This is a genomic window from Marinomonas rhizomae, assembly GCF_024397855.1.
GTDB lineage: Bacteria > Pseudomonadota > Gammaproteobacteria > Pseudomonadales > Marinomonadaceae > Marinomonas > Marinomonas rhizomae_A.
Genome location: NZ_CP073343.1, coordinates 3,682,428 through 3,697,873 on the forward strand (window position 1 = coordinate 3,682,428; position 15,446 = coordinate 3,697,873).

The window sequence follows — 15,446 nt, forward strand, 5'->3', positions numbered from 1 at the left end:
TTTCGATAAATTAGAATCCCATAAAACCGTCTGTATTTTTCAATGCAGGCAAACCAGACAACATAGCAATATCGACTCTTGGGCGCGCTAGATCGGGCGTTTTTTCTAACAAGGCCTCTAACGCTTTAGCAAACGCCAAGGTAGATAAATCATCACCGCGTCGGCCAATAATCTGTAAACCAAACGGCATGTTGTTTTTGTCTCGCCCAACAGGCAAAGTCACAGACGGATGACCCGTTAAGGTCGATGCATAAGCCATAGAAAGCCAGTGATAATAGCTTTGTGTCGGCTTGCCATCAATCTGCTCTGGATAAAGCTCATGCCAATCTCGCGGACTAATGGTGGTGGTTGGCGCAAGAATAAAGTCATATTCTTCGAAAAACATCTGCCACTCTCGATACATGACGGTTTGTTTGTTTAGTGCACTCACCACATCTAATGCGCTGTATGACTCGCCTTCTTCAATATTCATCAGAATATTTGGCCCCATTTGACCTGGATATTTGTGGGACAAATCACGATGATGTCCCGAAAAATTAAGTGCTCTTAGAATGGCGAAAATATGATCGGCATTCTCACAGCTAGGATGGGCGTTGTCACATTGGGCGAATACAGCACCAAACTTGTCGATTTTTTCTTGGAAGGATTCTCTAATCAGTTTTTCCGTCATGGCAAAACCAAAGTCGTTGGTAAACGCCACTTTCGCGCTGCTCAAATCAAAGTCTGGCAAATGACGATAAGCATCGGCGTTATGCTGCCCAACGCCTTCCACTATAGAAACCCAAGGGTCTCGACGATCAGGGCGAATCATCTGCGATAACATCAAACCAACATCTTCGACAGAACGCGCCATTGGTCCATTGGTTGATATAGGAATTAAGCCAATTGGCCGACTGTGTCCCGGCACCAAGCCCGGTGACGGACGAAAGCCAACCACGCCACAAAAGGCCGCAGGATTACGCAAGCTACCACCAGTATCCGATCCGGTTGCTAATGGCGTCATGCCACAAGCCAAAGCCACCGCCGAGCCGCCAGACGAACCAGCTGCCGAGCGCGTCACATCAAATGGGTTCGCCGTTGCACCATAAACCGCATTGCGTGTATTACCGCCCGCACTCCATTCTGGATTATTGGCTTTGCCTAATGGCAAGGCACCAGCTTGGCGTAACTGCGCGACCATTGGGTCATCGGATGTAGCCATATTATCTTTGTAAATTGTGCTACCGAATGTTGTTGGGAACCCCTTAAGGTCAACCATGTCTTTTACGCTCAGAGGCAAACCATGTAACGCACCCAGCGGCTCGCCTTTATCAATGGCTTTTTGAGCTTGCTTTGCTTGAGTCATCAAATCTTCTGGATCACAAGCAACAATGGCATTCACCGCATGATTCACCGCATTCATTCGTGCAATACAACTTTGCGCCAACTCCATAACAGACAATGACTTTTGCGCCATCAAACGGCGCGCTTCAGCTGCGTTTAGATCACATGCTTCCATCCATACCTTCTTAGTGAGTTCTTCACATTGTCATTAGAATGGAACGATGTTAAGCCGCAAAAAGGCATCGAAAAAGCGGAATAATTCGAAGGTATCCATGCATTTTAGGCAAAGCTTAGGCATTAAAAGAAAATCGGACAGTATACTGAGTTTGATTTTGACTTTAGAAAAGATTATTAGGGATGTGATGCATTAAATACACACTCAGTTGAAAAGGTGGCACATAGTGCCACCTTGAAGAGTTTTCTTTATGCGGCGAACAGATGTTTGAACTGGTCTCGCAATAGATTTTTCTGAACTTTGCCCATAGTGTTTCTTGGCAACTCATCAATGACAACGAACTCCTTTGGTTGCTTAAAGCGCGCCAAAGATTGAGCAATATTTTTTTCTATTGAATCTACATCTAATGCCACACCAGGTTTTGCTATTAAAACAGCCACAACCGTTTCACCAAAGTCTGTATGTGGCACGCCTATCACAGCACTTTCTAACACTCCTTCTTCTTCGTCTAGCAACAGTTCCAACTCTTTAGGATAAATATTGTAGCCGCCAGAGATAATGAGATCTTTATTGCGTCCAACGATATGAACATAGCCATCTTCATCAATAAGCCCTAGATCACCAGTAATAAAGAAACCATTTTCTCGCAGCTCTTCAGCGGTTTTTTCGGGCATTTGCCAGTAGCCTTTGAAGACGTTAGGTCCACGAACCTCGATCAGCCCAATTTCACCTTGAGGTAGCGTTTCCCCCGTATCCATATCAGTAATTTTCACCTCGGTTCCCGGTAAAGGAAGACCAACAGTGCCGGCACGACGCTCTCCATCATAGGGATTAGAGGTATTCATATTGGTTTCCGTCATACCATAACGTTCCAAAATACGATGCCCTGTTCGTTCTTCAAACTCAATATGAGTATCAGCCAATAAAGGTGCACTGCCTGAGATAAATAAACGCATAGGTTGAGCAAGTTGCTTAGTAAAACGAGGATCACTTAATAAACGCGTGTAAAAGGTTGGAACCCCCATCATAACTGTCGCCTGAGGCATCAAATCCAACATGATATCGAGGTCAAATTTCGGCAAGAAGATGATTTTACTGCCCGCCGTCAATGAGACGTTGGTTGCAACAAACAAACCATGGGTATGAAAAATAGGCAGTGCGTGAAGCAACACATCTTGTTCAGTAAAGCGCCACTCTTTGGCAAGCGCCTGAGAGTTGGACAACAAGTTACCCTGTGTCAGCATCGCCCCTTTTGAACGACCTGTCGTACCAGAGGTGTAAAGGAAAGAAGCCAAATCATCTTCTTCACGAGGCACAGTATCAAACTCTGTCGGCATAGATTGCGCTAATACAGAAAACTCACCGGAACCGTCTTCGTTTAGCGTTTTCAATGTCGCGTCACAAGCGGCAGCCACTGGTTGCAATGATACCGCGTGTTTCTCGTCACAAAGTAATACTTTCGCACAACTGTCTTCGACAAAATAAGACACTTCATCCGCGGTATAAGCGGTATTTAAAGGCAAAAAAACCACGCCAGCTTGCGCGCAGGCGGCATACACTGCCAAGGCTTGAGGAGATTTAGCAATTTGCACAGCGAGACAATCATCAGGCTGTAAACCTAACTGAACCAATGTATGGGCGTATTGCGAGGCCAATTCAAGAAACTCATTATGAGTCATGGTCGAGCCATCAGGCTGTTGTAAAAAAACCGATGCTTTGCCTTTATGCTTACCAAATAAGCGATCGTAAAGTGGGTTTGTCATTGTTACTCTCCTTTTTTTCTAGTTGCGATTGAAGCACTCATCGCATGTACCGCATCCGATGCTACTACTTTCTGTTCAGTGACAAATTTTTCGTGATTTTTTGATACTTTATCTAGGTCGTATAAATAATTCACCATGGCTCCGTTTGACTGTTTCAAGCCATTCGGCGATATGTCTGCATCCGCATGGACAGCCTGAATCATCGCACCGTTACCGAGATGGAAACGCGTCACTGGATCCAAGGGTTTGCCGTCCGAATGCTTCGCATTTAGCAAATAATGTGCTGCTAAAGCTTGGTCTTTGCCCTGCCCTAACGTCCCCACACCAGAACTATTAACCCACTTAGCTAAACCGGGTATTGGCGACAGGGTCACAAAGGTTTCTAGGTTTTCCAAATCTTTAGCAAGATTCGCTGCGACTTGCTTGATGAGGAAATTACCAAACGATATTCCTGCCAACCCTGGCTGACAGTTGGAAATAGAATAAAAAACCGCCGTGTCAGCCTCATCCGCTTCAATGACGTCGCGATCGGTAGTCAATAAAGATTGGATAGAGTTTGCTGTGCCTTTGGTTAATGCAACCTCGACAAAAATTAATGGTTCATCCGCCATAGTAGGATGAAAAAAACCGTAACAACGACGGTCTGAGGGTTTTAAACGTTGGCGTAAATCATCCCAACTATCAATGGCGTGCACAGCTTCATAGGCGATGATTTTTTCCAGAATACTGGCGGGACTATCCCAATTAATGGGACGTAAAACCAAAAAGCCACGATTAAACCAAGAGGTAAATAGATGATTAAAATCTACGTCTAAAATGCCCAATGAAGCATCTTCTTTGGTGGCCTTTAATAGGTCTTCGCGCATTTTTACTAATTTAGGCGTCGCCCCCGGTACTTGATTAAAACGACGAATAAGCTCCTGTCGTCTTGGCTCGGATGCAGAAGCAAAGGCCTTATAAGTCTGTTTGCTTGGCTGCTTTTGATATTCTGCCAAAGCAGCAATCACATCATCAGAGACGACTTCTAAATCGTGAGTCATAAACTCGAATAATTCACGTTTTTCATCACTGGACATGTGATCATATCGATCGAGGATGTTTCTCGCTAACGCGCCACCAGAAACTTCACCATGACGAGTGAGCAAATCCTGACACATGGCTTTTACTGTTCGATTATCTTCTTCGTTGGACCGCGCCTTGCGATAACGACGATCAAAAACAGAAGAAAACAGCTCTGTAAAAAAATTCATATCATTAGCTCTCGTTGTTTTTATGCGATTCCATTCTTATAAAATTCACCGCCGCTGCTGGGAAGTGAAGATTAATCACACTAATCTTTATGAAGACACCTACAAAGAAGAGTTTTGAAATAATATCCTTGGCATTTAAGCAAAGCAAAAAAACTCTTCACTTCATGTTGAAGAAACGCATATCTACATGATTCACCGAAATAATAGTCAGGCAAACCAACGACTTCGTATACTGACAAGAACTGACATAACACACCGATAAAATGACGCTATAACCCACTAGTAAGGAAGTTCAACACATGACAGAGCCTTTTAAAAATCTCTTTAATAACAGTGTAATTAAAAAGATGGCAGAACACTTTCAGCTCCATTGGGAAGCATTCGATAAAAAGGGGTTTATTGCTACTGCGTGCCATCAGCTTGAGACCCTAGAACTAAAAGCACGCTCACAACAAATTACCGACGCCATGAGCCAATTTTTGCCAAAAGATTTCGAACACGCGGGTCAAATTTTACTCGACTCTTTAGCGCCAGAATTCGAAGAAGGTAAAGCGGTCGAAAGTGATGGTATTTCTGGCTGGGCAGTAATGCCAATGGGTGATTATGTGGGCATTCATGGTCTTGCTCATCACGAACGTTCCATGCTCTTGCTGAATGCAATGACACGTCGCTTCACAGCTGAATTTAGCATTCGCTTTTTCTTATTGGCATCACAGGAAGAAACCCTCTCGACACTCAGAGGCTGGCTTCAAGATGGCAATAAACACGTGCGACGCCTTATCTCAGAAGGCACTCGCCCTCGCTTACCTTGGGCTATGCAGTTACCGCGCTTTATTGAAAACCCAACACCAATAATTGAATTACTTGAAGAACTGAAAGACGACCCAGAAGAATACGTGCGACGCTCGGTGGCAAATAACCTCAATGACATCGCTAAGGATCACCCAGACCGTGTGGCCGATATTGCAAGTGTATGGATGCAAGGCGCGGATATAAACCGTCAGAAGCTGATACGTCATGCTTGTCGTACCTTGTTAAAACAAGGCAACCCTAAGGCACTTATCGTTTTTGGCTATACTCAACCAAAGCTCGGCCATATAAAACTGGAAATACATGACGAACAGGTAAGATTGAACAGTCATCTAGAATTTTCATTGCAGCTTGAGTCCGCCAGCGAAGAGGATCAATCCTTAATGATTGATTACGTTATTCATCACCAAAAAAAGACAGGCAAAACCACGCCTAAAGTATTTAAGTGGAAAAAAACCACTTTGCAGGCCAATAAAAACCTATCTGTTAGTAAAAAACACCCTTTCAAAAACATCACGACTCGTGTGTATTATGATGGTCTCCATGAGGTGGAAATTATTATCAATGGCCAATCGGTTGCGAAGAAGAGCTTCTTTTTATCGACTGGCTAACCTGCCATCACGCAATTTCGCCCCGCTCCTTTAGCTTCGTAAAGTAAAATATCGGCACGTTTTACAATGCTATTTTGATCATCAAAATCTTGATAATCGGTCACGCCCAAGCTAATGGTGAATGGCGGCATGTCGCCTTCATTAAGTGCCTCGACCTTCTTACGAAGCTGCTCTGCCAACATGCCAGCATCTTCTAGGTTGGTATCTCTTACTAACACGGCAAACTCTTCACCACCCACTCGAAACAAGACGTCGGTTTCTCTTAAGCGTTTTCGCAATACGTTAACCAGTAATTTAAGTACGTTATCGCCAATATCATGACCATAGGTATCGTTGATCTTTTTAAAGTGATCGACGTCTAACAGAATCAAACTAAAATGGTGGCCGCGATTGGCAAGCGCCAACTCATCTTTGATTTGTTCATCCCATTTGTGTCGGTTATAAGCGCCGGTCAGTTTGTCACGGGTCGCCAGTTCTATTAATTGCGTTTCTACTTCATCACGACTTTCTTTTTCCATGGAAAATCGCCCCATTAAAAGCGTTAAGTCTTTTTCTAACTCATCCAGTTCATCAGAACCTTTATAGCGTGTTGTTTCGTTACTTTTATCAGAAGAAATAGAGCGATGCAGTATTTCTATTTGTCCGCGTAATGAACCTACTTTTCGGCGAAAAGACAAAATTGTATGGAGCGTTAAATATCCACCAATAGCAAAGGCTGAAACACCTAATAGAGCATTAATGATCATGAAGTCGCGTTCTTGTTTTTCAACCGTGGCGGCAACTTTAATGGTGAGCTGGTCAATATCAGCAAGAAAATGATCCGTTTGAGTATCTAAAAGAGTATCTTGCTTTTCCAATGCCGCCCATGTGCTTTTAAAATGGTCACGCCCTTGCTCTACGAAGTGGAAGAACAAATTTTCAAAGCTCAATCGGTGGCTATGTAATGCATTCACTTTTTCTATTAAAGTTTGATGGTCACTTCGCTTAATCCGAACACTACCATACTGCATGCCGCTATGAAGTATGCTGACGGCCTTATCAAGCCCAGCAGAAAGTTGCTCGCTAAAGTCGTTAAAGCCTTTCAGACTTTTTACCTTATTCGACTCATTGTCAAAAAATGCTAGACCTTGCTGGCGTATCGTTTCGACTAAAATATGCTGCTTAAGCTGCAACATTTCTACTTCAGCAATAAGCTCAGTCAGCGGAATATCAATCTCGGCAACCTCATGCATTTCGGAATAAATTTTCTGCGTTTGATAGGCTGAATAAAGAATCACCACAAACAGAAATGACAAAAGAATAAACGATAAGCTGCTAACTTTTCGTGTCATAGAGGCATTTAACCAATTAAACATAAAGGGTTCTTGATCAACGTTAAAAAAATAAAGTTAAAAAGAGCGAAAGGGAATAGAGGCTCTCTTAGTAGAATTACATACTAGCATAATTAAAAGCCCTAAAAATGAGGATATAGGGCTCAAAAATCCAGTATTTAGCCAGCTTTGGTTTGATTTCGTCCAGCCTCTTTGGCTTCGTATAACAAGACATCTGCACGTTTTACGATGCCATCTTGATCATCAGAGTCTTGATACTCAGTCACTCCCAAACTAACGGTAAAAGCAGGCACCTTGTTTTCATGTAAAGACTCAACGTTTTTGCGCAACATTTCAGCTAATTTAGTGGCATCAGCAAGATGTGTATCTCTCAGCAAAATAGCAAACTCTTCTCCACCCACTCTGAACAAGATATCTGTTTCACGAAGTCGTCTTCTTAGACAGTTAACTAATAGCTTTAAAACACTGTCGCCTACATCGTGACCGTGACTATCGTTAATCTTTTTAAAATTGTCTACATCCAACAAGATCAAACTAAAATAATGACCACGGTTCGCCAATGCTAATTCATCCTTAATATGTTCATCCCATTTATGGCGATTAAATACGCCAGTCAGCTTGTCTCGTGTTGCCAGCTCAAGCAGCTGGGTTTCTACTTCATCGCGGTTTTCTTTTTCTAGACACAAACGCGTCATTAAGATTTTTAAATCTTTTTCCAGCTCATCTAGCTCATCAAAGCCCTTATTGAATACAACTCGCTCATTTTCATCAGCCGAAATTGAGCGATGGAGAGAATCGATGTGTCCTCGCAAAGAGCCAACTTTACGACGAAAGGATAAGATGGTGTAAATCGTCAAATAGCCACCGATTGTAAACGCCAAAAAGCCGAGAATGGCATTCACAATCATAAAATGCTGTTCATGCTGTTCAACAGTCGCCGCCACTTTGATGGTGATTTGATCAATATTAACGAGCAAATCATCGGCCTCTTTATCCAGTAGGTAATATTGCTTTTCCAGTTCATCCCAGGGGTGACCTAAGCCTTCCTTGGCTTGCTTTAAAAATAGCGAAAATGCGTTTTCCACACTTATTCTATGGACCTGCAGTGTTTTAATATGCTGGATTAAGGCCTGATGATCAGCCACATTAATTCGCACACTGCCAAACTTCATGCCCACATGAAGAATGCTCATTGCTTTGTCGAGCTGTGCAGACAATTTATGACTAAATTCATCGAAACCTTTCATGCTCTTAGCTTGCAGCACTTCATTAGTAAAAAAAGCTTCACCTTGCTGGCGGATGGTTTCCATTAGTAAATGCTGTTTGAGCTGTAAAATTTCTACATCAGCAATGATCTGAGAAAGCGGAATATCTATCTCAGCAACTTCTTGCATTTCTTTGTAGATTTTCTGTGTTTGATAAGCCGAATAAAGAATCACTACAAAAAGAAAAGACAAAAGCACAAAAGCACAAAAGATAGGCTCGTTATTTTTCGGGTCATTGAGACATTTAACCAACTAAACATAAAAGAGGTCTTAGTAAATGTGATGAATATGAGTTAGCTTTATGTGGCAAATATTCCGCCCTGTAAAAGAAACATTAAGATACGCACTTTAACATAAAATTACATTTTTAATGCGATGAAAGGACATATATAAGTTTTATACGGAGGGTTAAAAAAAGCTAACAACCCCATACAGTAAAAGTATTGGTCAGAACGGGGTAAACTAGCTATAAATGATTATAGGCGAGTAGAATTAGCCGTAAAATGGACAATGTTCCAAGGATATACAACCAATGCTCTACCGATTAACCTTAACCTTCTTTCTCACTCTTAGTGTATTGGTACCAAAAGGTGCTCTTGCTGAAAAGCAGGCAACCATTATCTATGATGCTGAAATGCCAAGAATAAACGCCCCCTTAAAAGGTAGCTATGCGCAACTGGCTAGCCTTATTGACCAATATCGAGCACAAAACCCCAGTACATTTTTTATTTTCGGTGGCGATAGTCTAGGACCAAGCATGATTTCGTCTATGGATCGAGGTGCCCATATTATTGATATGCTTAACAGTTTAGCTCCTAATGTCATGGGCGTTTCAAAACGTGAGTTGACCTATGAAGAAGATGAGCTCATTCTCCGTACGTACGAAGCAGCCTTCCCTATTGTATCAAGCAATCTATTCGAACCTGGTAGTCAGCAAGCTCCTGAAGGTATTAAGGCCTACACCATACTTCAACAAGGCCAAGTGAAACTGGGTTTTATGTCTATCCTAGACCCCATCATTCTAGAAAAATACCCAACGAAAAGGCTCGAAGTCGCTGAACCTGAAAGCGTTATCAGAGAGACCGTTAAAAAAATCAGAGAGCAAAATGTCGACTTGATCGTTATGCATTACTCCACCTACACCCCTCTTATTGACCAGCTTCTGGCCGAAGGCGTGATTGATTTTGCGCTCTTTAAAGATCAAAACTTAGATTTAAATGTCCGTGAGAGAAAGCCAAAACACCACAATAATATACAGATTACAGAAGAAACCGACGCGGCTGTCATTCAGCTCACTTGGCAAGAGGATAGTCCAAGCGATAGCCTCACCGTAAAAAGCACCATAGTAAACATTACGAACTTGCCTTCAAAACCACAGGTTTTACAGCAAGAAGTACAATACGACAGTCGGCTCAACTCCTTATTGAATGAAGTAGTGGGCACGACCAATATACTCATTGATCTAGATAGAAAAACACTGCGTACATCTGAAAATAACTTTGCAAATTTCGTCGCGGATACTTTTAAGTACTTTACCGAGGCTCAAATCGTCTTGATTAATAGCGGAACATTCCGTGGAAACAAACTCATCAAAGAAGGAGAGCAAATAACCGTCAAAGACATTCGTTTAATATTACCCTACCGAAACAAAGTTAAGCTCATTGAAGCGAATGGACAACAAATCAACGAGGCGCTGGAACACGGACTGAATGGATTGGAACAACACAGTGGACAATTTCTACAGGTGGCTGGCATTAAGGTAACATATGACTCAACACTGCCAGTTGGACAGAGATTATTGTCTGTCACTCTAAACGATAAACCACTTAATCCCACACAAACTTACAGGGTAGCGATTCTTGATTATTTATTAAAGGGCGGCGATGGCTTTAACATGTTCAAGAACAACAAAATATTAACCTACTCACAAATCTCAAACTTAACCCTATCAGACATTATGACCGTTGAAATTCAACAACAAGAAACCATAGAACCTAAAGTAGATGGGCGCTTAAAAGATGTATCAATGGACTTATGAATAAACCAGACCGAACGACATTTTTTCCGATACCGAATGCGAAACAAGGTCGTCGACTAAGCCTAGGTAAGCAGCTAAGTATATTAATGCTCGTCGTCCTGCTGCTTTTCATTTCTGTAGGCTTCGTATTACAAACTCGTTTAGAGCAAACTCAGCTAGTCCTTAATGATTTGACCCTGACGACTATACCTGCCATGAACAGTTCGACACGAGGCGTATTAAAATCCAGTGAGTTGTTATTAGCGCTTGAATCGCTGACCTCCGCAAGATCGCCAGCGGAAAGAAGAATTGCTGAGCTAGAAGTTCAAAAAAAGATTGATGAATCCACTAAGGATATTGGGTATAAAAATCAAACAGAAATATTACTACTCAAATCCATTCGAGAGGAAACCATAAGCCTCAATCAACTGATTGACCAGAAGCTTGATCTAGCCAATCAAATAAATATCGATTTAAGTTCCTTATGGGATCTAAAAAAACACGCAGAATACATTAAGATTAAACAAGATAAATCAGAAGAAAAAGATCGCAACCAACTGATACAATGGAAAGTTGCCTTCCTAGAAGTGATATCGCTCGCTTATCACATAACCACAACCGAAAGACTCGGTGATTTACAAGAAATACATCGCAACCTTGAACGTCACCTTAACGTTTTAGATAGTGTAGAGACAAATCTATCGGAAAAAAATAAAGTAACAATCCAATCAATAAACGCAAACCTAAGAGATATCCTGTCTGACCCAGAAAACCTAACAGAGCTGCGAGCCAATTACTTGCGCGTCATGGGGCGAGCACGCGGCCGCGAGCATTTTATTCGCAATATGATCAGTGATTACAGCAACATAACCAATCAACTTTCTCTTAATGAACATAAAAACTTACAAGTCAAGGCGGCTGAACTTGACCAAGGAATGCATAATCAAAAAACTTGGTTTATTAGCGGATTTCTTTTATTGGCAGGAATGGTGATAGCCACATTGGCTTTTTACTCTAATGCGATTAAGCGTTTGAAAAAATTGACTCGAAAAATCCATCGTATGACAGAAGACTCAAATGATAATACATTGTACATGGATGAGATCGATGAGTTGTTTCAAGCATTCGATGGATTTTCACAAACAATCGATATGCAAAAACAACGCTTAGAAGCATTGTCACTCACCGACAGCCTAACTAACATAGCTAATAGGAGGGCCTTTGACCTACATCTATTCGAGCAGCTCGCAATTCAAAAAAATGGCCCATATGACTTGTCAGTTTTATTGATTGATGTCGACTTCTTTAAGCAATACAACGACTATTATGGTCATATTAGCGGCGATGAGGCATTACAAAAAATAGCAGCGATATTAGACAGTACAATTGATAAAAAAACGGATTTGATCGCACGTTATGGCGGAGAAGAGTTTGTTGTCATTTTATCGGGTAAAAACGCAGCTGACGCCAAGCAAGTCGCACAAAAAATGCAACAGGCTTTAAACCTTGCCAATATAGAACATGCTGACAGCCAAGCTTTTAGCGTCGTCACTATCAGCATAGGCATAGTGACGATACATCAAGGAGAAACCACTGACACAGACACATTGATGAAAAAAGCAGACACGGCATTGTATCATTCTAAACATCACGGCCGTAACAGAGCGACTCACTTCAATGACATAACATAATTATCCGTAACGTTTAGGCTGTGGCTTTTCCTATGCGCTTCAGCAGTATCAAAATGATCACCAAAGCAAAAATACCTAGAATAGAGCCAGTAAAGCCAACACTTTCTAAACCAACAAGCTGAATAACCTGCCCGCCCACCAGTGCTCCCGCACCAATTCCTAAATTAATAATGCCCGAATACAACGACATAATAATATCCGCTGCCGTATCATCTACTTTCAACACTCGTATTTGCATACTCAAGCCAATAATCATCAGAGACGCGCCCCAAAGAAGAACACTGGTAATGAGTAAAGAGGGACTTGGTGACACAAAATACAAAGCCCCCATACACAAGGATGCAATAACTACACTGCAAACCAACATCAAAGTATTGGCTTTTTCACCAAAGTAGCTAAACAGTATACTGCCGACAATCCCAGCCATACCAAATAGCAGCAACAGTAACGTAGTGAATTGACCACTGGCTGAGCCGACCTCTTTTAAGAAGGGCTCAATGTAACTGTAAGCCGTGTAATGGGCAGAAAATATCATGAAGATAAACAAATACATGCCTAGCAATACTTTATTACGAAGCACCTCTGGCACCTTACTCAGCGACCCCGAAAACAAACTAGGTAGATTAGGTAATAAACGATACATGGCCAGCATGATGATTAATGCGATGACCGCAATCACCGCAAAAGTGGTTCGCCACCCCAAAAGTTGGCCAATAATACGGCCCGCAGGCACACCAAGCACCATGGCCAAGCCAGTACCTGTTGCCAGTACACTCAATGCAAAGGTATGTTTTCCTTGCGGCGCGACACGAATCGCAATAGAAGCAGTAATCGACCAAAACACCGCATGAGCAAACGCAATTCCGATACGACTTATCAATAAAGTCGTAAAACTCCACGCGACGACCGACAAAATATGACTCGCAATAAATAAGCCGAACAATCCTAACAATAACGTCTTGCGCTCTAATTTACGTGTCATCAGCATCATTGGCAGCGACATCAGCGCCACAATCCATGCATACACAGTCAACATCCAACCAACATGAGCAGGCGAAACAGAAAAACTCTCAGCGATATCCGTCAACAATCCAACTGGCACAAACTCTGTGGTATTAAAAATAAAAGCACTGAAACCCAGCACAAAAACGCGCAAGTATTGAACACGACGAGAAGCCGTATCCTCATTAGAAGAGGTTGATATCATGGTGTCCTGCAGGAATATGAGCGAATAGAAAGGCGACTATTTTCCACTTTTTTAAGCATAACGGAATAGTGAAATATGAATGTATCTTGATAGTTTCATTAATGCAGAACCGGATAAATAAAAAACTTAAAACACGCCATATAGGTTTATAAGATAAAAACTGTCAAATACGTTTGATAAACCTATAAATTGTTTTGATTTTTTATAGAAAATGCCATACAACAGTGCATCTAAAGTGATGCAAGAACCGCACAACCCCATGCATTACAATTACCCTGTGTGGAAGGAACCAATATGAATAACTTATCCGTCAAAGCGAAATTCATTACGCTTATTTTATCCATCATTATTATATTTTTGGTGGCATTAAGCTTAATAAAAACCAAAAGCACACAGTTAGCAGATCGCTTTGATCAATTCTACGAAGAAAACCATAATGTCTCACTCAATTTGGAACGAGTGAAAGAAGCGCAAGTGAATATCGTGCTCAATGTACGAGGTTTACAAATTGCTTATCTACTCTCTCTCGACAAACAAATTCCAGGTTACCTAGAAGCTATTTCGAAAAACTACAATACAACACCATCGCTTATGAATGAGCTTAACAAAGGTCTTCCTAAGCAATCAGACGAATCGAAAAAGCTTCATACTCTGGTCAAAGACTTTCAGAACAAGACAAAGACTTTTGTTAGCACAATGGAAAACTCGGCTGATCACAAAGCCCCCTTCCCAGTCTTTTCTGCTTTCATCGGCTCCTATAATGATCTAATGACCTACTTCACTGCACTCACAGACAAAACAAATGAAGAGGTCATCAATGCCAAACAACAAACAGAAGGCCTGATTGCAGAAATAGATATTAGCTTCTGGCTTTCTATCTTAGTCGCCTTGGTTATTTCCATCACGCTTAGCTATTTAATATCCAATAATATAGTACGTGGTATTTTAGCGGTTCGTGACGCCGCGCAAAATATGGCACAAGGCCACCTCAATAAACCCGTGAAAGTATCAGGCAGTGATGAAATTGCAGAGCTTGGCAATGCGATAAATACATCCGCTGAAAACTTACGAAAAGTCCTTAAGGGTGTGCTTAGTTCGGTAGAAAAGGTTAATGAAAACAGCAAAGATGTCTTAAAAGTAAACCAAGAAGTTGGTGAATATTCCGTCCACATTATGGACAACACAACTCAAGTGGTCGTAGCACTAGATCAGATGTCTGCTAATAACCGCACCATTGCTGACAATACACAGCAATCTGCTCAGGCCGCCAGCGACATTCGCACTGTTGCACAAAATAGTTTAACAACGGCCAATGGCACTTTAGATGCGATTAACCAATTAGTTTCTTCATTAAAAGAAACGGGTGACGTTGTTACTAAACTACGCCAAGAAACAAGCAACATAGAAACCATTTTAGATGTGATTCGTAGTATCGCAGAGCAAACTAACTTACTTGCTCTAAATGCCGCTATTGAAGCAGCACGCGCTGGTGAACAAGGTCGAGGCTTTGCCGTGGTAGCTGATGAGGTGCGAACACTAGCACAACGTTCACAAGACAGTGTCAATGAAATTGAAACCCTCCTAGCGCAGTTAAGCACAGCCAGTGGTCAAGCAGTAAACCGCATGGAAGTCAGCTTCAAACTAGTAGAGTCCTCCAAAGAACAAGTCGAAAAAACCAACGAGCTCACTGGCAATATTTTAGCAGGCATTGAGCAAGTATCTGAACAAGCTCAACACATAGCCCAATCCATAGAAGAACAAATGGAAGTATCCGAAGACATCACCAAGAAAATGCATTCAGTACAAAGCCTAACAAATCAAAGCGCGGAAATGGCCAAACGTTCTGGCATTAATATGGCCGAAAGCAGTGTTGATGTGCAACAACAACTAAGCTTCTTCAAACTCTAACGACAGGCTAGCCAAACAACACCTTACGCACCTGACCGTTATCAAACTGTTAGGTGCTTTTCATAGCTATCATATTCCCTCTTCCCCATTAGAAA

General features: G+C 41.8%; 10 protein-coding genes. 4 read left to right on the plus strand and 6 right to left on the minus strand.

The window, feature by feature from the left end:
* Nucleotides 1-10: 10 nt before the first annotated feature.
* From KDW99_RS17355 to KDW99_RS17365, 3 genes are all read right to left on the minus strand, one after another.
* Nucleotides 11-1,498: an amidase gene (locus KDW99_RS17355; protein WP_255826482.1), complete on the minus strand. Its 1,488-nt coding sequence runs from the start codon at nt 1,496-1,498 to the stop codon at nt 11-13.
* 248 nt (nt 1,499-1,746) lie between these two features.
* On the minus strand, nt 1,747-3,261 hold the full coding sequence (locus tag KDW99_RS17360; RefSeq protein WP_255826484.1) for a malonate--CoA ligase: 1,515 nt from the start codon (nt 3,259-3,261) through the stop codon (nt 1,747-1,749).
* A gap of 2 nt (nt 3,262-3,263) precedes the next feature.
* A complete protein-coding gene (locus KDW99_RS17365) occupies nt 3,264-4,511 on the minus strand; it encodes a malonyl-CoA decarboxylase (protein ID WP_255826486.1) in 1,248 nt (415 codons plus the stop codon).
* 299 nt (nt 4,512-4,810) lie between these two features.
* Between KDW99_RS17365 and KDW99_RS17370 the strand changes: the two genes are divergently transcribed.
* Complete coding sequence (locus tag KDW99_RS17370; RefSeq protein ID WP_255826487.1) at nt 4,811-5,932, plus strand: DNA alkylation repair protein; 1,122 nt, start codon at nt 4,811-4,813, stop codon at nt 5,930-5,932.
* Here the strand turns inward: KDW99_RS17370 and KDW99_RS17375 are convergent.
* Nucleotides 5,929-7,287: a GGDEF domain-containing protein gene (locus KDW99_RS17375; RefSeq protein WP_255826489.1), complete on the minus strand. Its 1,359-nt coding sequence runs from the start codon at nt 7,285-7,287 to the stop codon at nt 5,929-5,931. The two genes, KDW99_RS17370 and KDW99_RS17375, sit on opposite strands and share 4 nt — an antisense overlap.
* A 134-nt stretch (nt 7,288-7,421) precedes the next feature.
* On the minus strand, nt 7,422-8,720 hold the full coding sequence (locus tag KDW99_RS17380; RefSeq protein ID WP_255826491.1) for a GGDEF domain-containing protein: 1,299 nt from the start codon (nt 8,718-8,720) through the stop codon (nt 7,422-7,424).
* A 340-nt stretch (nt 8,721-9,060) separates the two neighbouring features.
* On the opposite strand from KDW99_RS17380, the gene KDW99_RS17385 reads away from it, so the two are divergent.
* Together KDW99_RS17385 and KDW99_RS17390 are read left to right on the plus strand one after the other, a co-directional pair.
* Nucleotides 9,061-10,566, plus strand: a complete 1,506-nt coding sequence (locus KDW99_RS17385; RefSeq protein WP_255826493.1) for a bifunctional metallophosphatase/5'-nucleotidase — start codon at nt 9,061-9,063, stop codon at nt 10,564-10,566.
* Nucleotides 10,563-12,236, plus strand: a complete 1,674-nt coding sequence (locus KDW99_RS17390; RefSeq protein ID WP_255826495.1) for a GGDEF domain-containing protein — start codon at nt 10,563-10,565, stop codon at nt 12,234-12,236. Before KDW99_RS17385 ends, KDW99_RS17390 begins: the two co-directional genes overlap by 4 nt.
* A gap of 13 nt (nt 12,237-12,249) precedes the next feature.
* Here KDW99_RS17390 and KDW99_RS17395 read toward each other — a convergent pair whose 3' ends face one another.
* Nucleotides 12,250-13,443, minus strand: a complete 1,194-nt coding sequence (locus KDW99_RS17395) for a sugar transporter (RefSeq protein WP_255826497.1) — start codon at nt 13,441-13,443, stop codon at nt 12,250-12,252.
* A 294-nt stretch (nt 13,444-13,737) separates the two neighbouring features.
* Between KDW99_RS17395 and KDW99_RS17400 the strand changes: the two genes are divergently transcribed.
* A complete protein-coding gene (locus KDW99_RS17400) occupies nt 13,738-15,351 on the plus strand; it encodes a methyl-accepting chemotaxis protein (protein WP_255826498.1) in 1,614 nt (537 codons plus the stop codon).
* Nucleotides 15,352-15,446 lie beyond the last annotated feature (95 nt).